Origin of the sequence: Pseudomonas sp. NPDC096950 (genome assembly GCF_044762525.1) — a bacterium.
Classification (GTDB): domain Bacteria; phylum Pseudomonadota; class Gammaproteobacteria; order Pseudomonadales; family Pseudomonadaceae; genus Aquipseudomonas.
In genome coordinates this window covers 112203-135265 of record NZ_JBIWEL010000021.1, presented here as the reverse complement: position 1 = coordinate 135265, position 23063 = coordinate 112203, and the positions used below count along the sequence as shown (strand labels likewise).

General features: G+C 58.5%; 22 protein-coding genes. 10 read left to right on the top strand and 12 right to left on the bottom strand.

The genetic code is table 11. The features are described 5' to 3' along the window. From tssC to tssA, 3 genes are all read right to left on the bottom strand, one after another. Positions 1–1110 (bottom strand): type VI secretion system contractile sheath large subunit (tssC, locus tag ACIQY3_RS26310; protein ID WP_403025664.1); only part of this gene is annotated, 1110 nt, incomplete at its 3' end. A gap of 28 nt (positions 1111–1138) precedes the next feature. Beyond that, entirely contained in the window at positions 1139–1642 is a 504-nt protein-coding gene (gene tssB / locus ACIQY3_RS26305) for a type VI secretion system contractile sheath small subunit (RefSeq protein WP_123515696.1), read from the bottom strand. A 32-nt stretch (positions 1643–1674) separates the two neighbouring features. Then, positions 1675–3231: a type VI secretion system protein TssA gene (gene tssA / locus ACIQY3_RS26300; RefSeq protein WP_403025660.1), complete on the bottom strand. Its 1557-nt coding sequence runs from the start codon at positions 3229–3231 to the stop codon at positions 1675–1677. A gap of 709 nt (positions 3232–3940) precedes the next feature. Here tssA and tssI point away from each other — a divergent pair. From tssI to ACIQY3_RS26275, 5 genes are read left to right on the top strand one after another with little or no spacing between them, the layout of a single operon-like run. Beyond that, on the top strand, positions 3941–6022 hold the full coding sequence (gene tssI, locus ACIQY3_RS26295; RefSeq protein ID WP_403025657.1) for a type VI secretion system tip protein TssI/VgrG: 2082 nt from the start codon (positions 3941–3943) through the stop codon (positions 6020–6022). Continuing rightward, positions 6019–6585 carry a DUF4123 domain-containing protein gene (locus tag ACIQY3_RS26290; protein WP_403025654.1) on the top strand — a complete coding sequence of 189 codons (567 nt, stop codon included), beginning with the start codon at positions 6019–6021 and terminating at the stop codon, positions 6583–6585. The genes tssI and ACIQY3_RS26290 overlap by 4 nt, the downstream gene beginning before the upstream one ends. Next, positions 6582–9275: a toxin VasX gene (locus ACIQY3_RS26285; protein ID WP_403025652.1), complete on the top strand. Its 2694-nt coding sequence runs from the start codon at positions 6582–6584 to the stop codon at positions 9273–9275. The genes ACIQY3_RS26290 and ACIQY3_RS26285 overlap by 4 nt, the downstream gene beginning before the upstream one ends. Continuing rightward, positions 9266–10228: a hypothetical protein gene (locus tag ACIQY3_RS26280; protein WP_403025649.1), complete on the top strand. Its 963-nt coding sequence runs from the start codon at positions 9266–9268 to the stop codon at positions 10226–10228. Before ACIQY3_RS26285 ends, ACIQY3_RS26280 begins: the two co-directional genes overlap by 10 nt. Before the next feature lie 54 nt (positions 10229–10282). Then, on the top strand, positions 10283–11239 hold the full coding sequence (locus ACIQY3_RS26275; protein WP_403025647.1) for a hypothetical protein: 957 nt from the start codon (positions 10283–10285) through the stop codon (positions 11237–11239). Positions 11240–11349: 110 nt separating this feature from the next. Here ACIQY3_RS26275 and ACIQY3_RS26270 read toward each other — a convergent pair whose 3' ends face one another. The 3 genes from ACIQY3_RS26270 to ACIQY3_RS26260 all read right to left on the bottom strand — a co-directional run bounded on the left by ACIQY3_RS26270 (position 11350) and on the right by ACIQY3_RS26260 (position 13154). Continuing rightward, positions 11350–11625: an HU family DNA-binding protein gene (locus ACIQY3_RS26270; RefSeq protein ID WP_003213368.1), complete on the bottom strand. Its 276-nt coding sequence runs from the start codon at positions 11623–11625 to the stop codon at positions 11350–11352. A gap of 192 nt (positions 11626–11817) precedes the next feature. Then, positions 11818–12966, bottom strand: coding sequence for an NAD(P)/FAD-dependent oxidoreductase (locus ACIQY3_RS26265; RefSeq protein ID WP_403025644.1), 1149 nt, complete (start codon positions 12964–12966; stop codon positions 11818–11820). A 20-nt stretch (positions 12967–12986) separates the two neighbouring features. Further along, entirely contained in the window at positions 12987–13154 is a 168-nt protein-coding gene (locus ACIQY3_RS26260) for a rubredoxin (protein WP_007954349.1), read from the bottom strand. 200 nt (positions 13155–13354) lie between these two features. Here ACIQY3_RS26260 and ACIQY3_RS26255 point away from each other — a divergent pair, with 200 nt between their 5' ends. Continuing rightward, positions 13355–13906, top strand: a complete 552-nt coding sequence (locus ACIQY3_RS26255) for a chorismate--pyruvate lyase family protein (RefSeq protein ID WP_403025641.1) — start codon at positions 13355–13357, stop codon at positions 13904–13906. Further along, on the top strand, positions 13906–14796 hold the full coding sequence (gene ubiA / locus ACIQY3_RS26250; RefSeq protein ID WP_403025638.1) for a 4-hydroxybenzoate octaprenyltransferase: 891 nt from the start codon (positions 13906–13908) through the stop codon (positions 14794–14796). Before ACIQY3_RS26255 ends, ubiA begins: the two co-directional genes overlap by 1 nt. 145 nt (positions 14797–14941) lie before the next feature. Here ubiA and ACIQY3_RS26245 read toward each other — a convergent pair whose 3' ends face one another. Then, on the bottom strand, positions 14942–15334 hold the full coding sequence (locus ACIQY3_RS26245) for a hypothetical protein (RefSeq protein ID WP_403025635.1): 393 nt from the start codon (positions 15332–15334) through the stop codon (positions 14942–14944). Between the two features lie 152 nt (positions 15335–15486). Here ACIQY3_RS26245 and phoB point away from each other — a divergent pair, with 152 nt between their 5' ends. From phoB to ACIQY3_RS26230, 3 genes are all read left to right on the top strand, one after another. Then, positions 15487–16176: a phosphate regulon transcriptional regulator PhoB gene (phoB, locus tag ACIQY3_RS26240; RefSeq protein WP_403025632.1), complete on the top strand. Its 690-nt coding sequence runs from the start codon at positions 15487–15489 to the stop codon at positions 16174–16176. A 74-nt stretch (positions 16177–16250) separates the two neighbouring features. Continuing rightward, a complete protein-coding gene (gene phoR, locus ACIQY3_RS26235) occupies positions 16251–17537 on the top strand; it encodes a phosphate regulon sensor histidine kinase PhoR (protein WP_403025673.1) in 1287 nt (428 codons plus the stop codon). Positions 17538–17660: 123 nt separating this feature from the next. Next, entirely contained in the window at positions 17661–19001 is a 1341-nt protein-coding gene (locus tag ACIQY3_RS26230; RefSeq protein ID WP_054048336.1) for a hemolysin family protein, read from the top strand. Positions 19002–19117: 116 nt separating this feature from the next. On the opposite strand, the gene ACIQY3_RS26225 is transcribed toward ACIQY3_RS26230, so the two are convergent. From ACIQY3_RS26225 to phoU, 5 genes are all read right to left on the bottom strand, one after another. After that, positions 19118–20014 (bottom strand): peptidoglycan DD-metalloendopeptidase family protein, encoded by an 897-nt coding sequence (locus ACIQY3_RS26225; RefSeq protein WP_403025629.1) that lies wholly within the window; start codon positions 20012–20014, stop codon positions 19118–19120. Between the two features lie 179 nt (positions 20015–20193). Further along, entirely contained in the window at positions 20194–20505 is a 312-nt protein-coding gene (locus ACIQY3_RS26220) for a helix-turn-helix domain-containing protein (protein ID WP_403025627.1), read from the bottom strand. 4 nt (positions 20506–20509) lie between these two features. Further along, on the bottom strand, positions 20510–20833 hold the full coding sequence (locus ACIQY3_RS26215; RefSeq protein ID WP_403025625.1) for a type II toxin-antitoxin system RelE/ParE family toxin: 324 nt from the start codon (positions 20831–20833) through the stop codon (positions 20510–20512). A gap of 291 nt (positions 20834–21124) precedes the next feature. Next, the gene (locus tag ACIQY3_RS26210; RefSeq protein WP_403025622.1) at positions 21125–22072 is read right to left on the bottom strand and encodes a response regulator; all 948 of its coding nucleotides are present in this window, start codon (positions 22070–22072) and stop codon (positions 21125–21127) included. A gap of 167 nt (positions 22073–22239) precedes the next feature. Continuing rightward, positions 22240–23001, bottom strand: coding sequence for a phosphate signaling complex protein PhoU (phoU, locus tag ACIQY3_RS26205; protein ID WP_008150055.1), 762 nt, complete (start codon positions 22999–23001; stop codon positions 22240–22242). Positions 23002–23063: the final 62 nt, after the last annotated feature.

The following is a 23063-nucleotide window of genomic DNA, read 5'->3' as shown; positions in this document are numbered from 1 at the left end:
GCCGAAGAACTTCGGCTTCTGCACCGAGCTCGCGGAGAAGAACGCCGCGTGGTCGGAGCCTTGGCGCATGGTCAGGGCGATGAAACCTTCCTCGGCCAGTTCGTCTTCACGACGGTCGGAAACCAGAACTTCCGTAGGAATCTTGGTTTCGATTTCGCCCATGCTTTCGAAATGGTGCAACGGCAGGTCTTCAACCGCGCCACCGCTCTGCGGGCCGATGATGTTCGGGCACCAGCGGAACTTGGCGAAACTGTCGGTCAGCTTGGTGCCGAACGCGTAGGCGGTGTTGCCCCACAGGTAGTGCTCGTGGCTGTTGGCGACGGTTTCTTTGTACACGAACGATTTGACCGGGTTTTCTTCCGGGTCGTACGGGTTACGCAGCAGGAAACGCGGCACGGTCAGGCCAACGTAACGGGAGTCTTCCGACTCACGGAAGCTCTGCCATTTGGCGAATTGCGGGCCTTCGAAGTGATCTTTCAGATCCTTCAGGTCCGGCAAGCCGGTGAAGCTTTCCAGGCCGAAGAATTTCGGGCCGGCAGCCGCGATGAACGGCGCGTGGGACATGCACGCAACGCTGGACACGTACTGCATCAGTTTCACGTCCGGCGAGCTCGGGGACATGTAGTAGTTAGCGATGATCGCGCCGACTGGCTGACCACCGAACTGACCGTATTCAGCGGTGTAGATATGCTTGTACAGGCCCGACTGCATGACTTCCGGCGAATCTTCGAAATCGTCCAGCAGGTCGTCTTTGGAGACGTTGAGGATTTCAATCTTGATGTTTTCGCGGAAGTTGGTGCGGTCGACCAGCAACTGCAGGCCGCGCCACGAGGATTCCAGGGACTGGAAGTCCGGGTGGTGCAGGATTTCGTCCATCTGGCGGCTGAGCTTGGCATCGATCTCGGCGATCATGCGGTCGACCATGGCCTTCTTGACCGGTTCACCGTTGTTCTGCGGCTTGAGCAGCTCTTCGATGAACGCCGACACGCCGCGCTTGGCGATGTCGTAGGCTTCGTCGTCCGGCGTCAGGCGGGTTTCGGCGATGATGCTGTCGAGAATGCTGTATTCGCCATTCTCTTTGCTCTTTTGCTGTGCTGCGCTAGTGCTCATGGTGTTGGCTTCCTTGGCTGATAGAGACTCAGGCGTCCTGGGCGGCGGCGTTCAAGCCCAGCTCACCCAATACGCGACCGCGGGATTCGTCGTCGGCGAGAACGCCTTCGATGGCTTTGCGGAACGCAGGCGCGTTACCCAGCGGGCCTTTGAGGGCCACCAGCGCGTCGCGCAGTTCCATCAGTTTTTTCAGCTCAGGCACTTGCTCGACCAGGCTGGCCGGGTTGAAGTCCTTCATCGAGTTGACGCGCAGTTGCACGCCCAACTCTTCAGTGCTGCCTTCTTCCTGAAGACGGTTCGGCACGTTCAACGTCAGGCTCAGCTCTTGCTTGGCCAGCACTTCGTCGAACGTCATTTTGTCGATGCTGATCGGCTTGCGATCTTCGACTTTGCGTTCGTCCTTGCGGTGGGTGTAGTCACCGATTGCCAGTAGTTTCAACGGCAGTTCGATCTCTTCATTGGCACCGCCAGTGGCGGGTTTGAAGGTGACGTTGATGCGTTCCTTGGGGGCTACCGAGCCTTCTTTGGCCATGGCTTTTCTCCTTGCGGTTGTGGCCCTGGGGCCTATTCGAGTACCACTTCGAGATCGAGGTGGCACAGCCTGCGATAAATCTCTTCCTTGCGTTCACGTACGGCATGGTTCTGCGGCAACAACTCGCAGCAGCTATGCAGTAAATGCAGCACTTCCAGCGCAAGATCGGGCTCCCAGGCGTTCAGGCCTGAGTCCTGTAATGTTTGGTCGAGGGTTTCGAGTTGGGTCCTGGCCAGTTCGTACTTTTTGGCCATGAAGCACAACCGCGCCAGGGCGAACTGCCAGAAAAATCGCGCCCGCCCGCCTTGGGCGCCTTGCAGGCCCTGCTTGAGGATTTGCACGGCAGCCTTGAGGCCGTCCTTGCGCAAAATCGGCAGGACTTCTTCCAGGGCCACTTCCCAGGCCGGCTGGTTGTCAGCGACTTCAACCTTGCGCGGCGCAGTGGCGCTTTGCAGATGCGGCATGACGTGGGCGCTGACCCAGGCGCGGGTGGCCGGATCGGCAAACGGCGCGCCGTCATGGAAACGCAGTTCGATGATGCCGGGCAGGCGCTGAATCAAAAGCGCGAAGTGGATTTCCACTTCGCGCATTGCCATCTCGGCGTTCAGTCCCTGGAGGCATTCCCAGACCATTCGCTGGCCATCGAACCAGAACGGCGCCTTCGCCAGGCTTGCCTCCAGTTCTACCAGCAGGTCTGCGTATTTCGCCTGATCGTAGCGATCCTGATAGGCCTTGAGCTTGTCCGCCGGCAGCCCGCGCAACATGGTGATCTGCTCGGCGTTACGCTCGGGCACCGCGTCGATGGGCAACCACAGCAACGTGCGGTTGAGGCGCAAGGCGCGCAGGTCGGTAGCTTTCTGCTTGAGCCACCAGGCGCACAACGGACGGGCGTTTTCCTGCTGGGCGCGCAGGGCCTTGTGGGCTTCTTTTTCGTTGTCGATCGGTGCGCCGGGGGTGAACAGCTGGGTCGCGGCCTGTTTGACCTGAGCGACCGCAGCCCCCACCACGCCCGGTTCCGGCTGGTTATCGGCGGCGCGCTGCACCATGTTTTTCAGGCGACGGGAGATCGGCAGCAGCAGCGGCGCGTCGTCGCCCAGGTGTTCGGTGCACGCGGCATCGAGGCCTTCGAGGTGCTCCACCATCCGGCGGAACATCGGCAACTGCTCTTTGATCGCGACTTTTTCGGTCAGCACCTGCTCAAGACGCGGCACCAACCAACTGATGGCCGCGGCGCGGGTGCGCGCCTTGTTTGGATGAACTTCGGCCCAGTGGTTTTCCGACAGGTGGTGCAACAAACCAAGGCCCGCCAGCAGGCCCTGGAAGGATTCGCGCTGGTACAAAGCCCAGGTCAGCCAGGCACCGACGCGCAAATCCTTGGATTGGGTGCGCAGCAGGTTTTCGCTGTTTTCACGGATTTTCAGCCAGTCGATCTGACCGGCTTCATGCATCGATTGGGCTTTGGCGAGCTCGCTTTCCAGGGCCTCATATTCGCTCGAAAAGCGAACATCCTCACCCGCGAAATTCTCTTTGGAAACAGAGGCTTTTGCGAGGTCAAGGTAATGAGCGGAAAGTTTGCTTGAGTAGGACATCCATGGCCTTTAATTAGGATTACGGTCACACGCCAATTGGAGTTTCAACGGCGGCGGACAGTATCAAAGAGCTTCGATGATTCTCATCCAATTGAGTTCGTGCTCTTGCAAGTGGGCGCATCGTAATCACTATGATGGCCACTAGCAAGCATCCGATTAAACAACAAGACGAAGTGTTCTCGGCGTCGCGTAAGAGATAACCCTATATCTGTCAGGGTATCCCTTGATATCACTTTAATATTTCGTCCGCCGCCCCGCTGGCCCCGAACCATCGATCCAGAGCCGTTCCTCAAATCCCCAGCATCCATTGTGGATTGGGTCTGCGGATGGGGCGTAAAGCATGACAAGAATAAAAAAAGATAAATGTAGGACTCTTCCGAAAAATTATTGCGATCAAACTTTAATTTGATGAGCGACAACAGCCATTTAAAAAAGTGCCACCAAAATGATGGCATTTTTCATATACCTAAAATGCGGTCATACACGGCTCAATTGGCGGGAATGATCGCCCAATTGCACGCAACTTACACAATCCTGGCCTAGGACAACACACCTGCCTTTAAACCCGGAAGGCTCCGACGTTATTCGAAGATTCTTCCTACATTAATCTCTTTCCCCCATTGATAACGTGCCCGCCAGTTTTCGCGTGCACAGACCAGGGACGGTTTGGATATCGCGCTTTATTTCCTATTTGCTTAAGGATAAGCGTATGTTCCGACCGGCCAATACGGCGCATTTTGCGCTGCATATCCCCGCTGTTCGTCACGATTTCAAGGTGCTGACTTTTGAGGGTACGGAAGCCATCAGCGCCCTGTACGCCATCAACGTTGAGTTGGTCAGCGAGCATCCGGATTTCGATCTGGAGAGCTTGCTCAGCCAACCGGCGTTTTTGCAATTCGGCCTCAATGGCGAAGGCGTCCATGGCCGTATCGAAGACGTCTGGGTCGGTGAAGCCGGCAAGCGACTGACCCGCTATCACCTGACCCTGGTACCGGCGCTGCACTATTTGCAGTTCAGCCATGACCAACGAATTTTCCAGCGGCTGACGGTGCCGCAGATCATCACGCAGGTGCTTAACGGTCACGGCATCCTGAGCGATGCGTTCACCTTCCATGTCAGCACCAGTCCGCCGCGTGAGTACTGCACGCAGTACGGGGAATCGGACTTAGAGTTTCTCCAGAGGCTGTGCGCCGAGGACGGTATCGCCTGGCATCACCAGCACTCGCCGGACGGTCATCGGCTGGTGTTCACCGACGATCAGACGTTCTTCCCCAAACTGGGCGAAACCCCGTACCAGCAAGACTCCGGCATGATCGCGGACCACCCGGTCGTCAGCCAGTTCGCCATGGGTTTCAGTACCCGCACCAGCACGGTCACGCGTCGGGACTATGACCTGAAGCGCCCGAGCCTGCTGTTGGAAAGTCGCTTCACGGCCGAGTTCAGCCCCGAGCTCGAAGACTATCGCTACCCCGTCCTGATCGAGAACGAAAAGCGCGGCAAGCAACTCGCCCGGCAGGCTCTGGAGCGGCACCGCACCGATTATCAATTGGCCAAGGGCAAGAGCGATCAACCGACCCTGCGTAGCGGGCATTTTTTCGACCTGACTGAGCACCCGCGTAAAAACGCCAACGATCTGTGGTTGTTGCTGAGTGTGACGCACCGTGGGAAACAACCGCAGTCACTGGAAGAGGCGATCACCAGCGACGTCAACCCGGAAGACGGCTTCACCCAAGGCTATCGCAACCACTTCAGCGCCATTCCGTGGGACGTGTTTTACCGCCCGCCATTGCGCCCTCGAAAAACGCAGTTGGTCAGCCAGACCGCACGCGTGACCGGGCCCGTCGGCGAAGAGATCTACTGCGATGAATATGGTCGCGTAAAGGTCGAACTTCCGTGGGACCGAGCGGAACTCAACTGTGAGAAAAGCAGTTGCTGGCTCAGGGTTTCCTCCAGTTGGGCGGGGGAAGGTTTCGGGGCGGTGACCATCCCGCGCATCGGCATGGAAGTTGTCATCACCTACCTCGAAGGCGATCCCGATCAACCCTTGATCACCGGGTGTGTCGTCAACAAAGTCACGTCCGTACCGCACGCCCTGCCGGAGCACAAAACCAAAACCGTCTTGCGCAGCCACAGCTCCCCGCACACCGGCGGCTACAACGAACTGTCGCTGGAGGATCGCGCCGGGCAGGAAAAAATCTACCTGCGCGCCCAGCGTGACATCGAACAACTGATTCTCAACGACAGCGATACCCGGATCGATAACGACCGCCGCGAACAGATCAGCCGCGACAGCCACAGCCTGATCGGCCACGACCGTTTCGAGCAGGTCGACAACCACAGCGCCAGCCTGATCAAGGGCGATGAGACGCACACCACCCAAGGCCTGCGCAACACGGTGATCGGCAGCGATGAGCTGATCAGCATCGGCGGCAATAGCAGCACGACGGCGGCCGGAACACTGGTGATTCAGGCTGGGCCGCACACCCGTGTCACCGCGAGCCAAGTGGTGATCGATGCGGGTACGAGCCTGACACTCACGGCTGGCGGTCACCACATCGTGATCAATGCCGGCGGGATCTTCAGCAGCGTGGCCGTTGTTGAAGGTGGTTCGCCGGTAGCAGGAATGGCGGCGCAGACGCCGTTGTCGGCAGTGCCGCGGGGAGCCGAGTCCGTGGTCATCGATACTCTGCCGATGGAAGCCTTGCTCAAACAGAACATCGTCTTTCGTGAGGCCAATACCGGCCTCTGCCCAGTGTGCGATGCCGTCCAGGCAGAGGGGGCGCAAGCATGACGCCGGCCACCCCAAACAAAGGGCTGCTCGTGCTCGACGGTGCCCACTATGAGAGCGCAATTGATTGGCTCCACGAGCACTACGGCCCGGACCATCCTCAGTCGCTATTCAAGGGAACCGCTTACGAGCCCATTTGCGCAGCGGGGCCTTTTCTCCTGAACGCCTCGCCAGGCAGCGCGACCTATGCCGCGTGGTGGGGCGGTTCTGATCTGCAACACGGTGTGTGGCTGGCTACCACACAAAGCCCCCGACAATTGCTACCGATCCTGCAACGTCGTTTACGCGTTTTTGATGAGCAACAGCGTGAATTCTGGTTGCGCTTGGCGGATGGCTCCGTTCTGAGCCGTGCCTGGCTGGTCGACGCGCAATGGCCCGCAGGTTTTTGGCATGGCGTGGATAGCGTCTGGCTCCGGCACGGTAATGCGGCGGTGTGCGCCTGGGAAAACGAAGCACCTGAATACGACGCGGCACCGGCCAATAAAGGTCTGGCTGCGCAAATCACTCTGCCTGAGCCGCTGCTGCACGCACTCAATCTGCCCGCCAGTCTGGAGAACAATGCATGAGCATCCAGAATAAAATCCGTGTTGGGGCGTGCCCGCTGTTGGCTGCTGTCTTGCCGCTGCGTTATGCCTTGGGCCCGACAACCGCTGTCGATACCAGCGCCCATGAATTGCCCGCTCTGAATGGCCAGTTTCCCGAACTGGGCCCGAGGCATCCTGACCTGACTCCGCACACCCTCAACTACACCGCCCGTTTGTTGCGCGACGGTTGGCTTTACGTGTGGGAGAGCAATCCACCCAGGCTGGTGGAATATGCGGTCGAAAAAGCGCAGCTCACGCAAACCCCTCGCGCGGGCAAGGTGATCGATACCCGAGTCAAACCGCATCTGCTGCTCAGGGCGGGTGATGCTGCTGCGTTGGTGTGGTCGCCCGTGCGCTGGAGCGAACTGCAGTACAAATCCGCCAGAACGAATCCCGTCGTGCGCCAGCGCATCATGCGCAGTTTTGTACCGGGCGTTGCGCCGTTCAGCGGCCCGCTCGGCACCATCAACAAGCAGATTGGCGAATACAACGATGCGACAAGCTATGGCTGGAGCGCTCAGCCTGAAACGGAACACGCCCCTGACTGGCTGAAATTGCAGCGTCAGATGAACGCTTGCGAGCAACAAACCTTCGCGATCATTGACGATGCATGGGGCGTGCTGCTCGACCTCGCCGCGCTGATGCGTGCGCGCAAAGAAGCCTTCGACAGTTACCAGAAGCATCACGCTGAAGAGTGGGCCTTGGCCGGTGTCATCAAATCACTGAGCGAAGGCGACCGCCAACTGAGCGCACAGCTGCCGTCCATCACCCGCTATGACGAACTCAAGCGGGCGTGGAAAGACCAAGACATCCACAACGACCGATATACCGCTGATATTCGGCGACTGGCCCAGTTCTGGGTTGCGTGGTTCAACACCCTGCAAGTGAACGGGCCGTCGAGCATGGATACGGCTTGCGGTCATTTCGACATAACCCAGGCGATTGCCCGTGAAGCGCTGGAATTGCATTTTGCGGCGGCTTGTCTGGGCCCGGCCAGTACCAGTGTCGGGGCCAAGGCAATCACTTTGAATCTGGAAGGTAAGTCCCTAGGTAAACCTTGGTTGCTCTGGGCGTTGCTTGGGTTGCCTTCGCGGCTTGGTGTCGGCGAGATCAAATACCTTGTGGATTTGAGCGATGTGGCTCGCGACAACAATGCAGCCGTGCAAGAAGGCGCCAGCAAACTCGCCAGAGCCTTTGGTTATGCACAGGCGATCAACCGGACCGCCGACAAGCTTAAGCAACACAAGCCAGCTTCAAGCGTTGAGGCGCTGTTTCTGTCCATCGCCCCGGCAGCTGCGCTTCAGTTGCATCAGGGGGAGAACACCAGCAGTGCGGCAGGGCGCTTGTACATGGCGGCAGCGTTGGCCCGTAGCGACCAGCGCATCCAGACCTCGGGCGTCACGTCGCGTCAGTCAGGCGAGTGGTATAGCGATCTGATGGGGACGCGGCCTGCAGTGCCGCCGCAATTGAACATCTCACCGCTGGCGAGTGGGGTGGCCGATGGTATCCCGTTCATGCATTTGGTCCCGGCCAGCACCAAGCTGCCACCCTTGCCGGCGAACCTGGCAGCAGGGGTTGAGTTGAGCGAGGTGTTTGATTTGAAGGGGGCGCTGAGTAAGGCGCCGATCAAGTCGATTGTGACGTTTGTGGCGGGGGTGAATTTTGTTTGGGCGGGTAGTGCGTTTGTTGATAACAAAACGGTAAAAAATGGCATTAGCTCAGTCGGGGCTGCGTTTGGAGTTGGTGCGGCAAGCGCAGCTGTGTGGCAGCGAGTCGGCGAAGTTGGCTGGGGGGAGACAGTCCGCCAGACCGGGAAGTTTTCAGTATCTTCAAGACTAATGTTGACTAAAACCTTGGGGCGCGCAGCCATTACTGCGGCGGCGCAGGTCGCCGTGCTGGCATTCGACGTTGTGCTCTATGGGAAAGAAGCTCTTGAGTCGTACCAAAAGGGCGACTTCGACACTATGACGACGAGTCTGGTCGTCGGCAGCGCCGAACTGGCCGGCATCGTACTTTATGTAAAACTTTTCCGGGCTTACCGTACCGCACAAGCGGCTGTCATGGCAGGTGAGGCGGCGGCCATTGCAGAGGGGATGAATGTTGCGCCTCATGTGGCCATTAAAATACTTGGCCTAACAGTGGTGATTGTCGCGGGAGTTATTTTCCGACTCTATACAGCGGACTCACCGCTGGAAAAGTGGATAAAAAACAGTCATTTTGGTATCCGTCCAGACGACACTTGGTCAAACAGCTACACCCTATCCATAGATCAGCTGTACCCCATTTTGTTTCCAGTCAGTTTTGATGCCCGTCGGCTGGCAGAGATGCACCCCTATCAAGGAAAAGTCACCTCCACGTATCTGATACTGAAATTGCCGGGAGAAAATGTACCGCTGACCGACTCCATGATCCACTTCAAAGGTATCGAAGTTTGGGGCGATACCCTCGGTTACCATCCCGACCAGATCAAAAAGGTCGAATGGACGGGCAAAAACTTCGCCCGACACAGCGGTACCCGCATTTCTGTACAAGCCGGCATAACCCCTTACCGCCGTGTGTACCATGAAGATGGTGTGCGGGACTTGCAGCGCATCGAGGGCGAGTTGATCTACTCACCACAAGAAGGGCTGACGCTACCCGCCGTAAAAATCATGGAGCGAGCATGGATATGAATACGCCCGAAACTCCACGTTCCAACGCTGCATCCACCGTAGTTCTCGAGGCAAATAGACCTACAGGTGAGCAGCCGATGGAGCTGTTTACTACCGATGAGCATACGGAGCATTACCTTGCTTTGCAGGCTGGCGGTGATTCTGATAGAGGACTGATAACGGGAGTGCTAGGCGGTATAGGTGGGGTCGCAGGAGTCGGGCTTGGATTAGTCAGCCTTCTACAAAGCGGTGAACCTGAGGGCCTTTTCATAATGCTTTCGATATGTGCTCCGCTATTTGTTGTGCCATTCCTATGGGAAACACTACGCCCGCTACCGCTACCTATCCTGTTTAACCGCCGCATTCGCGAAGTGTACTTCGATCACGAAGGAGAGTTATTTCACACTCCATGGGACGGCATTTCAGCGGTGGCTCAAGAGTTCCAACTGGTTGGTCCACATATCGGTGGAATGCAAAGCGCCGCACTTGAAATTCGCGTTTGGAGTTTCGGAAAACCAGATACGTCACTAATGGTCAGTCTCGGCTCACCATTCGGTAAATCATTGGAAATGCAAAAAGGCTTTTGGGAGTACATCCGCTCCTACATGAACAATGGCCCCTATTTCGATGAACACGGTAATCACAGTGAGTCGGGCGCATTTGTACGAAGCCAGTTGTCCGTGCGGCCCAGAATGAGCGACAGCTTCAAACAGACCATGGAGCGGATAAAACAGGCAAAGCGAGAGAACGGAGGTAAAAACTATCTGCGCAGTATCGATGTTCTGGGGTTAATACTAGATCTTTGCTTCTATCCCACCTGCCGAATTCAAGAACTTACCTACAGCCTCGCCAAACGCCGCTCTCGTAACCTGTGGCCGAAAATTGTCACTGAACGCCTGAAAGCCAGCGGTCCGACGACACGGCTCGTGGATCTGGAGTGCGAGTTGGGTTTCGGCGTATCAAAGGAGATTTGATCTATCCCCCAGAAAGTGACTGACGCTACCAGCGGTAAAAATCATGGAAGGAGCATGGATATGAATTCGCCAGAGACTCCTCCCTACAGTGCTATTCCCACAGTCATGCTTGCAGCGGACAAATCAACGGGTGAGCAGCCAAAGGAGCTGATTGTTACCGATGAGCACACCGAGCATTACCTGGCGTTGCAAGCCGATGGCGATTCAGATCGGGGGCGGTTAACTGGGCTCTTTGGGTGGGTTGCACTCGGAATGTTATGTATAGAAGTGCTACTGATGTCCAAGGGGAAATGGGATGGCGTCCCAGTCGGCTTGAGTATGGCAGCCACCTTTTTTCTAGCGCCGTTTCTGTGGGAGATCCTTCGCCCCTTACCCCTACCCATCCTGTTCAACCGCCGTACCCGCGAAGTGTACTTCGATCATGACGGCGATCTGTACCACGCCCCATGGGACGGCATTATCGCCGTAGCCAATGAGTTTCAACTGGTAGGCACTCAAATCGGTGGTCTGCAAAACGCCTCGTTGGAAATTCGCATGTGGAAGTTTGAAGATCCGGCAACGGCGCTGATGGTCAGCCTAGGTCCGCCCTTCGGCAAGTCACTGGCGATGCAAAAAGGCTTTTGGGAGTACCTCCGTTCCTATATGAACAACGGCCCTTATTTCGATGAGCACGGCAACCACAGTGAGTCGGATGCGTTTGTGAAAAGCCAATTGGCCGTGCGGTTCAAAATGAGCGACAGCTTCAAACACACGTTGGCGCAGTTAAAACAGGCGAAGAAGGACGCCGGTGGCAAAAACTATCTGCAGAGTAGCGATGTAGCAAAACTGATCCTCGAGCCATTGCTCTACCCGCAGGACCGAATTCAGGAACTCACCTACAGCCTCGCCAAACGCCGCTCTCGTAATCTTTGGCCGAAAGTTGTCACTGAACGCCTGAGAGCCGACGGTCCCAACACGCGCCTTATTGATCAGGAGAACAGGCAGGATGGTGGACTTTCGAGGGAAAGTTGACTCGCTTACAGTTAGTTGCGGAGCCGCACATAAAAAATGGGCATCCGACCGCAATCGGTATGCCCATTTTTCAATACGGTTCTCCCCGTTATTCAGGGAGTTCGCCGCAATTATGGATTAACGCTGTCTTTCAACGACTTGCCTGGCTTGAAGGCGACGGTGTTGCTGGCCTTGATTTTCACAGGCTCACCGGTTTGCGGGTTTTTGCCGGTGCGGGCACCGCGGTGGCGTTGCAGGAAGGTACCGAAGCCCACCAGCGTGACGCTGTCCTTGCGGTGCAGAGCGCCGGTGATTTCTTCGAGAACGGCGTTGAGAACGCGGTTGGCCTGCTCTTTGGTGAGGTCTGCTTTTTCAGCGATTGCAGCGGCGAGTTCTGGTTTACGCATTAGTGAAGCCCCTTTGACGGTTTTTTGTTGTTATGTCCGTGCTGTTCTCGTTGGAACAGCGCCCAAGGCGCCGCAGGTGCTCTACTCTGCGGCAGACGGGAGTGAGGATGGCACGCACGGAAGAGCCGCGCCAGTCTCGGCGCGACGTTTGTAGGGGCAAAAGCGGGGTGATTCCGACAGAACGACCAGTATTTACGCCAGCAGGGCCGGAAGCTCTTTGTTCAACGCGAGTTTTTCCATCACCGCCGCGCCGGTCAGGGCATAACCGAGCAATTTGCCCGAGCCATCACGGCACAGCACCTTGATGTCGGCGCCCTGCCCTTCGACCGTCCAGACGCCTTCGGTGCCCCGTGGCGGCGGCGAAACCACCAGTGGGCAGACCGGGGTTTTCACGGTGATCGGCATCGGGCCGTAGTTCACCGCTGTAGGATTTCCCGCCAGGGTTTGTGCCAGCGCTCTCGCACAACTCATGAGGGGCATTACGTACAACAGATTCAGCCCATCGACCTCGGCGCAATCGCCCAAGGCGTAGATATTGGCGTGGGAAGTCTTCAGGTGACGATCGACCACGACGCCGCGATTGACCTGCACGCCCGCTGCGGCCGCCAGGTCGATTCGTGGACGCAAGCCGATGGCCGAGACCACCACGTCGCACGGGATGACCTGGCCATCGGACAGGTGCGCTTCCAGCCCGTCAGCCACACGTTGCAGGCGATTGAGCACCGGCCCGAGGTGGAAGCGTGCGCCGAGGCTTTCCAGCCCGGCCTGGACCGCTGCGGCGGCTGCCGGGTGCAGCAAGGTAGGCATGACCTGTTCGCACGGCGCCACCAGTTGCACTTCGTAACCACCGAGGATCAGGTCGTTGGCAAATTCGCAGCCGATGAGCCCGGCTCCCAGCAGCAGCACCCGGCGCTTGCCCGCCGCCGCTGCACGGAAGCGTGCGTAGTCTTCCAAATCATTGATCGGGAATACCGCATCAGCGCCATCGCCTTCGATCCGCACCCGCACGGTTTCCGCGCCCCAGGCCAGGATCAGGTCGCGGTAGATCACCGACTCCTCGCCGACCCACAAACGCTTGTGGCCAGGATCGATGCCACTGATGCGGGTATGGGTGCGTATTTCGGCCTTCAATTGCTCGGCCATGGCGCCGGGTTCGGCCATGCTCAAGCCGTCGGCGTCCTTGTTTTTGCCGAACCCGGTGGAAAGCATCGGCTTGGAGTAAGAACGCCCGTCATCGGCGGTAATCAGCAGCAGCGGGGTTTCGCCATCGAGTTTGCGAAATTCCCGGGCCAGGTTGTAGCCAGCCAGGCCGGTGCCGACGATCACGACAGGTGCGTTCATGCCTTACTCCTCTTGTTGTCTTAGTTGATTTCGATCATTTCGAAATCCATCTTGCCCACGCCGCAGTCCGGGCATAGCCAGTCTTCCGGTACGTCCTGCCACAGAGTGCCCGGTGCAATGCCGTCATCCGGCCAGCCGTCGGCTTCGTTATAGATCAGGCCGCAGACCACACATTGCCACTTTTTCATTCAGTTACTTCCTCAGGATTCAGGCATTTGTCGGCGCGAACGGTCGATGGGTAAAGCGTTGCCGTCCGGCTCAGGGCGTTTTGTACTGATCGAACCCGGCAGATGCAAGCCTGTTCGACGCAGCAACAGGCCGGCTCAATCAAAATCGCCGGCTGACATGGTAAGCTCGCCGCCTCATTTGCTGCCAATAATGACTCACTGTGCCGCACTCAAAAGCCCGTTTCTGGCTCACCCAAAACCGACTCGCCCCCCTCCCCGACGCCTCTACCCTGGACTGGCTGTTCGACGAAGGATCGCTGACCCGACGCTTGATCCGTCTGTCGAATGACCGCTTCAGCGTCACGCCTTTATTCGAAGGCTGGCAAGCGTTGCGCGCCGATGAATGTGCCGCGCTGGACCTGGCCGATGGCAGCGAAGGCTGGGTGCGCGAGGTGTATCTGCGCGGCAACGGCCAAGCCTGGGTGTTCGCCCGCAGCGTGGCGGCGCGCAGTGCGTTGCAGGGCGATGGATTGCACATGGACGAACTGGGCAGCCGCTCGCTGGGTGAACTGCTGTTTTGTGATCGGGCGTTCGAGCGCCAGGCCATCGAGGTTTGCCACTATCCTCAGGAATGGCTGCCGCTGGAGTCACGCGTGCCCGAACTGTGGGGCCGCCGTTCGCGTTTCGATCGCGGTGCCTTGAGCGTGCTGGTGGCCGAGATTTTCCTGCCGACCTTGTGGCTCGCCACCCGCGCCCATCCGGAGAACTGCTGATGTACACCAGCCTGCTCAAGTCCCTGAACCGCTTGAATCCCCGGGCCTGGGATTTCATTCAGCTGACCCGCATGGACAAGCCGATCGGCATTTACCTGCTGCTGTGGCCGACCCTTTGGGCGCTGTGGATTGCCGGCAAGGGCTCGCCATCATTGGCCAACATCGTAATTTTCGTCCTTGGGGTGGTACTGACCCGCGCCGGCGGTTGCGTGATCAATGACTGGGCGGATCGCAAAGTCGACGGCCACGTAAAGCGCACCGAACAGCGACCACTGGTGAGCGGCAAGATCAGCTCAAAAGAAGCCCTGGTGTTTTTCGCGGTGCTGATGGGCGTGAGCTTCTTGCTGGTGTTGTGCACCAATGCGCCGACCGTCTGGCTGTCCCTGGGTGGTTTGGCGCTGGCCTTCAGTTACCCCTTCATGAAGCGCTACACCTATTACCCGCAAGTGGTGTTGGGCGCGGCGTTTTCCTGGGGGATGCCGATGGCGTTCACTGCCGAGACCGGTGAATTGCCGGCGGCAGCCTGGTTGCTGTGGATTGCCAACCTGTTGTGGACTGTCGGCTACGACACCTATTACGCCATGACCGACCGTGACGACGATTTGAAGATCGGCGTGAAATCCACCGCGATTCTGTTTGGCGACGCGGACCGGGTGATCATCCTGACCCTGCAAGGGCTAGCGCTGGGCTGCCTGCTGCTGGCCGGGTCGAAATTCCAGCTCGGTGGCTGGTTCCACCTCGGTTTGCTGGCGGCGGCGGGCTGTTTTGCCTGGGAGTTCTGGTACACCCGGGGCAAGGACCGGATGCGTTGCTTCAAGGCGTTCTTGCACAACCACTGGGCGGGGTTGGCGATTTTTGTGGGGATTGTGCTGGATTACGCGTTGCGCTGATGAGCTTTCAGGTAGCAGCTGCCGCAGGCTGCGTCCGGCTGCGAAGCAGTCGTAAAGTCTGCTCATGCGGAGTATCAGATGAACCGCATACGCAGGATTTACGACTGCTGCGCAGCCGGACGCAGGCTTCGCCAGCTGCTACAGATTACATTTTTGGACCGGAATTGGTGATGACGTGCCAGACGTCCTTCATTTTGTCGCCTTCCTTGTCACCCGGTTTCTTGTCTTTCATGAAGTAGTAAAGCGGCTTGCCGTCGTAAGCCCACTGCATCGTGCCATCGTCGCGTTTAACGATCGACCATTTGCCTTCAGCCTTGGCACCCGCCTCAGCCTTGAACGGCGGCCAGTTTTCCGCGCACTGCCCGGTGCATACCGATTTGCCGCCGGTGTCCTTGTCGAACGTGTACAGGGTCATGCCTTTATGGTCGGCCATCACGCCGTCTTTCATCATGACGGGCTCGGCAGCAAAGGCCATTGTCGGCAAAGCCAGGACCGCAGTCAGCATCAGGGCTTTGAAAGATTGCGAGTATTGCTTCATGGAAACCTTCCTTTTGTGGTTGTCAGGATTCGGACTTAGAGCTTAGTTCAGGATCATGACAATCGCAGGGCGACTAAAATACTGTCACACGACTGCAATAATTCCGTTATCTAATGCGGCGCAAGACAGTTAAATGACAAGAGGATTAAGGCATGGTTGGCAGGAGCATTCTGATCGTCGACGACGAAGCGCCCATTCGCGAAATGATCGCCGTTGCGTTGGAAATGGCCGGCTATGACTGCCTGGAGGCGGAGAACTCCCAGCAGGCCCATGCCATCATCGTCGACCGCAAGCCGGACCTGATCCTGCTGGACTGGATGCTGCCCGGCACCTCCGGCATCGAGTTGGCCCGACGCCTCAAGCGCGATGAGCTGACCGGGGGCATCCCGATCATCATGCTCACCGCCAAGGGCGAAGAGGACAACAAGATCCAAGGCCTGGAAGTCGGCGCCGACGATTACATCACCAAACCGTTTTCCCCCCGTGAGCTGGTCGCGCGCCTCAAAGCCGTGCTACGCCGCGCCGGCCCGACCGACGGTGAAACCCCGATCGAAGTCGGCGGCCTGCTGCTGGACCCGATCAGCCACCGCGTGACCATCGACGGCAAACCCGCCGAGATGGGCCCGACCGAATACCGCCTGCTGCAATTCTTCATGACCCACCAGGAACGCGCCTATACCCGTGGCCAGTTGCTGGATCAGGTCTGGGGCGGCAATGTCTATGTCGAAGAACGCACCGTCGACGTGCACATCCGGCGCCTGCGCAAAGCCCTCGGCGATGCCTACGAAAATCTGGTACAAACCGTGCGCGGCACCGGCTACCGGTTTTCCACCAAGGCCTGAGCTGACTGCCCGGCTCGCTGACAAGGACGCAAGTTTCCGTGAACCAAAACTGGCATGGCACCCTGATTCGCCACATGCTGTTGCTGGTCACCGCCTGCCTGGTGATCGGCCTGATTTCCGGCTACTACGGCTGGAGCCTCGCCGCTGGGCTGGGTCTTTACCTGGCCTGGACCCTCAAGCAGCTGCTGCGCCTGCACGAATGGCTGCGCCTGCACAAACCCGATGAAGCACCGCCCGATGGCTATGGCCTGTGGGGCGAAGTGTTCGACAGTATCTACCACCTGCAACGCCGCGACCAACGAGTGCGCGGGCGCCTGCAAGCGGTGATCGACCGGGTCCAGGAATCCACCGCCGCGCTGAAAGACGCGGTGATCATGCTCGACAGCGACGGCAACCTGGAATGGTGGAACCGCGCCGCCGAAACCCTTCTCGGCCTCAAGACTCCACAAGACAGCGGCCAACCGGTGACCAATCTGGTGCGTCATCCGCGTTTCAAGGAATACTTCGAGCAGGACAGCTACGCCGAGCCGCTGGAAATCCCATCGCCGATCAATGATCGCCTGCGCATTCAGCTGTACATCACACGTTACGGCAACAACGAGCACTTGATGCTGGTGCGTGATGTGACCCGCATTCATCAGCTTGAGCAGATGCGCAAAGACTTCATCGCCAACGTCTCCCACGAGCTGCGCACGCCGCTGACCGTGATCTGCGGCTACCTGGAAACCCTGCTCGATAACGTCGAAGACGTGAACCCGCGCTGGACCCGTGCCTTGCAGCAGATGCAACAGCAAGGCGGGCGCATGCAGACGTTGCTCAATGACTTGCTACTGCTGGCCAAGCTGGAAGCCACGGATTATCCGTCGGACAACCAGCCGGTGGTCATCGATAGCTTGCTGAAGTCAATCAAGAGCGACGCCCAGCAGTTGTCCGCCCAGAAGAATCAGCGCATAACCCTGGAAGCCGATGCGACGATTCTGCTCAAGGGCAGCGAAGCCGAATTGCGCAGCGCGTTTTCCAACCTGGTGTTCAACGCGGTGAAATACACCCCGGCCGAAGGCAATATCCGCATTCGTTGGTGGGGCGATGATCAAGGCGCGCACTTGAGCGTGCAGGATTCCGGGATTGGCATCGACAGCAAACACCTGCCGCGCCTGACCGAACGTTTCTACCGCGTGGATTCCAGCCGCAACTCCAACACCGGCGGCACCGGGCTGGGCCTGGCGATCGTCAAACACGTGCTGCTGCGTCACCGCGCGCGGATGGAAATCAGCAGCGTGCCGGGGCATGGCAGCACGTTTACCTGCCATTTCGCGCCGGCTCAGGTGACCAAAACCCGCGCGATCAGCGCCGCCGATTGATACCGGCCAGCACTCGCCACTAGGCAATCACCGAGTCAGCCGCTACATTGGCTGACTTGTGCCTGCCCTTCAGGCACTGCATTTCCCTCTTTTTTGAATACACGGAACCCGCAAAACTCCATCATGGACCCATCCCCTGGCTTGACCCTCGCGACACTCTTCGCCGATTTCGGCATGATTCTTTTTGCTCTGATCCTGGTTTTGCTCAACGGATTTTTCGTTGCGGCGGAATTTGCCATGGTCAAACTGCGCTCGACCCGGGTCGAGGCCATCGCTGAGAAAAACGGCTGGCGCGGACATATCTTGCGCACCGTGCACAGTCAGCTCGATGCCTACCTCTCGGCCTGCCAGTTGGGTATCACCCTCGCCTCCCTGGGTCTTGGCTGGGTCGGTGAACCAGCGTTCGCTCACATTCTCGAACCGATCCTTGAAGCCGTCGGCGTGCAGTCGGCCGAAGTGATCAAAGGCGTGTCGTTCTTCGCCGCGTTCTTCGTCATTTCGTACCTGCACATCGTGGTCGGTGAACTGGCGCCCAAGTCGTGGGCGATCCGTAAACCGGAGCTGCTGTCGCTCTGGACCGCCGTGCCGCTGTACCTGTTCTACTGGGCCATGTACCCGGCGATTTACCTGCTCAACGCCAGCGCCAACACGATCCTGCGCATCGCAGGCCAAGGCGAACCCGGCCCGCATCACGAACACCATTACAGCCGTGAAGAACTGAAACTGATCCTGCACTCCAGCCGTGGCCAGGACCCGAGCGACCAAGGCATGCGTGTGTTGGCCTCGGCGGTGGAGATGGGCGAGCTGGAAGTGGTGGACTGGGCCAACTCCCGGGAAGACCTGGTGACGCTGGAGTTCAACGCGCCGCTCAAGGAAATCCTCGCGCTGTTCCGCCGCCACAAATTCAGCCGTTATCCGGTGTACGACAGTGAGCGCCAGGAGTTCGTCGGCCTGCTGCACATCAAGGACCTGCTGCTGGAACTGGCAGCCCTGGACCACATTCCCGAGTCGTTCAACCTGGCCGAGCTGACCCGCCCACTGGAGCGCATCTCGCGGCACATGCCGCTGTCGCAACTGCTGGAACAGTTCCGCAAGGGCGGTTCGCACTTCGCCGTGGTCGAAGAAGCCGACGGCAACATCATCGGCTACCTGACCATGGAAGACGTGCTGGAAGTGCTGGTGGGCGACATTCAGGACGAACACCGCAAGGCCGAACGCGGGATCCTCGCGTATCAGCCGGGCAAACTGCTGGTGCGGGGCGATACGCCGCTGTTCAAGGTTGAACGCCTGCTGGGCATCGACCTGGACCACATCGAAGCCGAAACCCTCGCCGGGCTGGTTTACGAAACCCTGAAACGGGTGCCGGAAGAGGAAGAAGTGCTGGAAGTCGAAGGCTTGCGGATCATCATCAAGAAGATGAAAGGGCCGAAGATTATTTTGGCCAAGGTGTTGATGCTGGATTAAGCGATCACAGTTCGAAACCGAGTCGCTCCCTTCGCGAGCAAGCCCGCTCTCACATTGGAATGCATTTCAAATGTGGGAGCGGGCTTGCTCGCGAAGGCGTCAGACCCGACAACACATCATTGCTTGCCCAACGCAAAGTTCGGTAACGCCCCCACCGGTTGATTGAACTGGTATGGAATCGACACCAGCCCCAACCCGGTATTGCGCTGCACCACGAAATGCAGGTGCGGCCCGCTGCTGTTGCCGGTATTGCCCGACAACGCCAACGCACTGCCCACCGTCACCCGTTGACCTTCACGCACGCTCACCGAGCCTTGCTTGAGGTGCAGGTACACGCCCATGGTCCCGTCATCGTGCAGCACCCGCACGAAATTGCCGGATGGATCATTGCCGCGGCCGCTCTGGCCATTTTCGGTTTTCACCACCATCCCGGCCCGCGCCGCGATGATCGGCGTGCCTTCAGGCATGGCGATGTCCATCGCGTAGCGGTTCTTGGCACCGAAGTGGCTGTATTGGCCATTCGCGCCCTGGCTCAAGCGAAACGGCCCGCCATGCCAGGGGAAGGGATAACGATAGCTCTGAGCGGCGCCTGAAGGGTCGCCCATGGAATATTGGAAGCTCGGGGTATACACCAGCGGCTTGCCGCCGGTAATCGCCGTCAGCAGCGCCAGGCGCGAGTTGCTGCGCGCCGGCAAGACCCGGCGAATCGGTTGGCTCGGCGCCCCCTTGACGTTGCTCAACCCGGCAAAGCTCAGCTCGACCTCCACCGGTGCATACAGATCGTTGCGCACAAACACCACATCCACGCCCTTCTGCTTCTTGATGTCGAGGTACACCTGGCGCTCCAGGTGCTCGACCATCCGGTCCCGAAAAACAAACACCTGGGAGCCTTTTGTGGGGCGGTCGCTGTAGGAGACCACGCCATTGGCATCGGTGGATTTGTAAATGGTCATGGCCACAGCCGAGGTGGAGGCCATGAAAAGACCACAGAAAAACAGCAGGCGCGCGAGCATGGGCAAGAGTCTGTCGAATAAGGCTTGGGAAGGAGCCTAGCAGGTGCAATGGACCTGGGTAGTCGGCAGATGTTTCAAATGATCGTTCCCACAGGGGAATGCATTCCAATGTGGGAGCGGGCTTGCTCGCGAAGGCTTACTTTCAGGCGCTGTCGCCCCCAAGCACCCGACACAAAGTGCTACTGCGCGGTACCAAGGCCAAACGGTTGGAATGTGATATCCACATCCAGTTGCGCCGCAGTGGACAGGTTCACCAAGGCATCCAGGGAGAACTTGTCGATCTTGCCGCTCAGCACATCATTAAGTCGTGGCTGGGTGATGTTCAGTCGTTTGGCTGCCTCTTTTTGGGACAGCTCCCATCCACGAATGACGTTGCGCAGCTCCAGCATCAACTTGGAGCGCAGGCGCATGTTCGCGGCCTCTTGAGGTGTATCTTCCAGCGCATCCCAGACATTGGCGAACCGCTGGACAGGGTTTTGATGATCAGTCATGGCGTTAACCTATTTCCTGCAATCTGGCACGTGCCAGTTCGATATCACGCGTTTCGGTTTTACGAGTTGTCTTGTTCCATGCATGCAGCACATAAATGGCCTCTGGCCGGTTAACCACATACAACACTCGATAGGCCCCTGACGTCTCGGTGATCCTGATTTCATTGACTCCCCGCCCTACCGTTTTCATCGGCCGCCAGTCGCAAGGCTCTTCCCCCTGTTGCAGCAGATCCAACTGAAAGCCGGCAGTTCTTCGCGCGTCGAGCGGGAACTCTTTCAGATCCTTTAGTGCGCTCCCGATAAACACCACATCCTTGTGTCTTGGCATCAACCTCTCCTCTGTTGTTGACAGGAAAAAGGGTAATCGACGCTAACGAGTCACGCAGAGCGAGGTTGTTTCAAGGCATGGCTGGGGAAGATCGCTATGGATCAGACTATATCGAAACCGATATAAATCAAGACAAGCACTGTGGAATCTGATGTGTGGCTAGAGGCTACGGGATGTTTTTGCGGAGTTTGTTCCGGCCCCTTCGCGAGCAAGCCCGCTCCCACAGTTGGAATGCATTTCAAATGTGGGAGCGAGGCTTGCCCGCGAAGGCTTACTGGCAGGCGACGAAGATTACGCGCCGGGTACGAAATGCTTCTGCGCAGTACCACGGGCAATCAGGCGGGAGATGTAGTCGAGCTTCTGCGCATCCTTGTCCACAAAACGGAAGGTCAGTTGCAGCCATTCGCTGTCAGGCTTTTGCTCGTGGGCGACGATGGCGTGCAGGTAGCCGTTCAAGCGCGCGGTTTCGGCGTTGTCGCCCTGCTCCAGGTCGAGCACTGCGCTTTCGAGCACTTGCGGCAGGATGTCGGTGCGTTTGACCACCAGCAGCGCTTCCTTCAGGCTCAAGGCCTTGATCACGCAGGGCTGGGTGCCGCTCGACAGGCGCAATTGGCCCTGGCCACGACCACCAACCGGTGCGCCCGCAGCAGCCGGGGCCTTGACCGGCGGGCTGTTGAGCAGGCCCCGGGAAGGAGCAGCCGCCGGGGCTGGCGCAGCGGCGACAGGTTTGGCGAACGGGTTGACGGCAGGTGCTGCGCCGACCACCTCAGCCTTGCCACCGGTCAGGGCGCTCAGGGAATCGTTGCCGAACGCCGAGTTCATCTTGGTCGGTGCGCTGTTCATCAAGGTGTCGAGCTTGCCGACCTTGTTCAGCGCCTGCTTGACCTTGGTCAGCAGTTGCTCGTTGGTGAATGGCTTGCTGACATAACCGGAAACCCCGGCCTGAATCGCCTGCACCACGTTTTCCTTGTCGCCACGGCTGGTCACCATCACGAACGGCATGGTCTTGAGGTTGTCCTGCTCGCGGCACCAGGTCAGCAGTTCCAGGCCGGACATTTCCGGCATTTCCCAGTCACACAGCACCAGGTCGAACGCTTCACGCGCCAGAATCGACTGAGCCTTCTTGCCGTTGACCGCATCTTCGATCCGAATGCCCGGAAAGTAGTTGCGCAGGCACTTCTTCACCAGGTCACGAATGAACGACGCATCGTCCACGACCAACACACTGACCTTACTCATCCACAACCCCTTTAAAAAATCCCGGCAAGCATACCGCTTTGCTGATGGCACATTGCCAAAAACCTTCAGTCACGCCGGGACTTTTCGTTCGCGGGTGCTGCTTTCGAATTCATTTGCCGCAAACAAAAACGCCCAGCCAAAAGGCCGGGCGCTTTTCTCAGGCAATCTTACTTATCGTCAGCTTTGCCCGGAACATTAGCGGTTTCGCCACTTGTGCCTTCAACTTCTTCTTTCATGCGCTTGAGGCCAAGGTGCCGCACATCGGTGCCGCGCACCAGATAAATCACCAGCTCGGAGATGTTGCGCGCGTGGTCGCCGATCCGCTCCAGGGAGCGCAACACCCAAATGATGCTCAAGACCCGCGAGATAGAGCGTGGGTCTTCCATCATGTAGGTCGCCAGCTCACGCAGGGCGGTCTTGTATTCGCGGTCGATGATCTTGTCGTACTGCGCCACCGACAACGCCAGGTCAGCGTCAAAACGGGCAAACGCATCCAGCGCGTCGCGCACCATGTTGCGCACCTGGTCGCCGATGTGGCGAACCTCGACGTAACCGCGCGGCGCTTCGCCTTCTTCGCACAACTGGATGGCGCGACGGGCGATCTTGGTGGCTTCGTCACCGATGCGTTCCAGGTCAATCACCGACTTGGAAATGCTGATGATCAAACGCAAGTCGGACGCCGCCGGCTGACGACGGGCCAGGATGCGCAGGCATTCTTCGTCGATGTTGCGTTCCATCTGGTTGATCTGGTCGTCGATCTCGCGCACCTGCTGGGCCAGGCCGGAGTCGGCCTCGATCAGCGCGGTCACCGCGTCGTTGACCTGCTTTTCCACCAGCCCGCCCATGGCCAGGAGGTGGCTGCGCACTTCCTCGAGCTCGGCGTTGAACTGCGCGGAAATGTGGTGGGTAAGGCCTTCTTTACTAATCATGTTGGCGTCCTTGGAGCGTCCGGTAAGGTGCGGTGGACCGCAGCGTCAGTTCAGTGAGCAAC

Bases quoted from the DNA above. Each gene is read 5' to 3' on its own strand.
- tssB (WP_123515696.1), bottom strand. From the start codon at position 1,642: ATGGCCAAAGAAGGCTCGGTAGCCCCCAAGGAACGCATCAACGTCACC.
- tssA (WP_403025660.1), bottom strand. From the start codon at position 3,231: ATGTCCTACTCAAGCAAACTTTCCGCTCATTACCTTGACCTCGCAAAA.
- tssI (WP_403025657.1), top strand. From the start codon at position 3,941: ATGTTCCGACCGGCCAATACGGCGCATTTTGCGCTGCATATCCCCGCT.
- ACIQY3_RS26290 (WP_403025654.1), top strand. From the start codon at position 6,019: ATGACGCCGGCCACCCCAAACAAAGGGCTGCTCGTGCTCGACGGTGCC.
- ACIQY3_RS26285 (WP_403025652.1), top strand. From the start codon at position 6,582: ATGAGCATCCAGAATAAAATCCGTGTTGGGGCGTGCCCGCTGTTGGCT.
- ACIQY3_RS26280 (WP_403025649.1), top strand. From the start codon at position 9,266: ATGGATATGAATACGCCCGAAACTCCACGTTCCAACGCTGCATCCACC.
- ACIQY3_RS26275 (WP_403025647.1), top strand. From the start codon at position 10,283: ATGGATATGAATTCGCCAGAGACTCCTCCCTACAGTGCTATTCCCACA.
- ACIQY3_RS26270 (WP_003213368.1), bottom strand. From the start codon at position 11,625: ATGCGTAAACCAGAACTCGCCGCTGCAATCGCTGAAAAAGCAGACCTC.
- ACIQY3_RS26265 (WP_403025644.1), bottom strand. From the start codon at position 12,966: ATGAACGCACCTGTCGTGATCGTCGGCACCGGCCTGGCTGGCTACAAC.
- ACIQY3_RS26260 (WP_007954349.1), bottom strand. From the start codon at position 13,154: ATGAAAAAGTGGCAATGTGTGGTCTGCGGCCTGATCTATAACGAAGCC.
- ubiA (WP_403025638.1), top strand. From the start codon at position 13,906: ATGTACACCAGCCTGCTCAAGTCCCTGAACCGCTTGAATCCCCGGGCC.
- ACIQY3_RS26245 (WP_403025635.1), bottom strand. From the start codon at position 15,334: ATGAAGCAATACTCGCAATCTTTCAAAGCCCTGATGCTGACTGCGGTC.
- phoB (WP_403025632.1), top strand. From the start codon at position 15,487: ATGGTTGGCAGGAGCATTCTGATCGTCGACGACGAAGCGCCCATTCGC.
- phoR (WP_403025673.1), top strand. From the start codon at position 16,251: ATGCTGTTGCTGGTCACCGCCTGCCTGGTGATCGGCCTGATTTCCGGC.
- ACIQY3_RS26230 (WP_054048336.1), top strand. From the start codon at position 17,661: ATGGACCCATCCCCTGGCTTGACCCTCGCGACACTCTTCGCCGATTTC.
- ACIQY3_RS26225 (WP_403025629.1), bottom strand. From the start codon at position 20,014: ATGCTCGCGCGCCTGCTGTTTTTCTGTGGTCTTTTCATGGCCTCCACC.
- ACIQY3_RS26220 (WP_403025627.1), bottom strand. From the start codon at position 20,505: ATGACTGATCATCAAAACCCTGTCCAGCGGTTCGCCAATGTCTGGGAT.
- ACIQY3_RS26215 (WP_403025625.1), bottom strand. From the start codon at position 20,833: ATGCCAAGACACAAGGATGTGGTGTTTATCGGGAGCGCACTAAAGGAT.
- ACIQY3_RS26210 (WP_403025622.1), bottom strand. From the start codon at position 22,072: ATGAGTAAGGTCAGTGTGTTGGTCGTGGACGATGCGTCGTTCATTCGT.
- phoU (WP_008150055.1), bottom strand. From the start codon at position 23,001: ATGATTAGTAAAGAAGGCCTTACCCACCACATTTCCGCGCAGTTCAAC.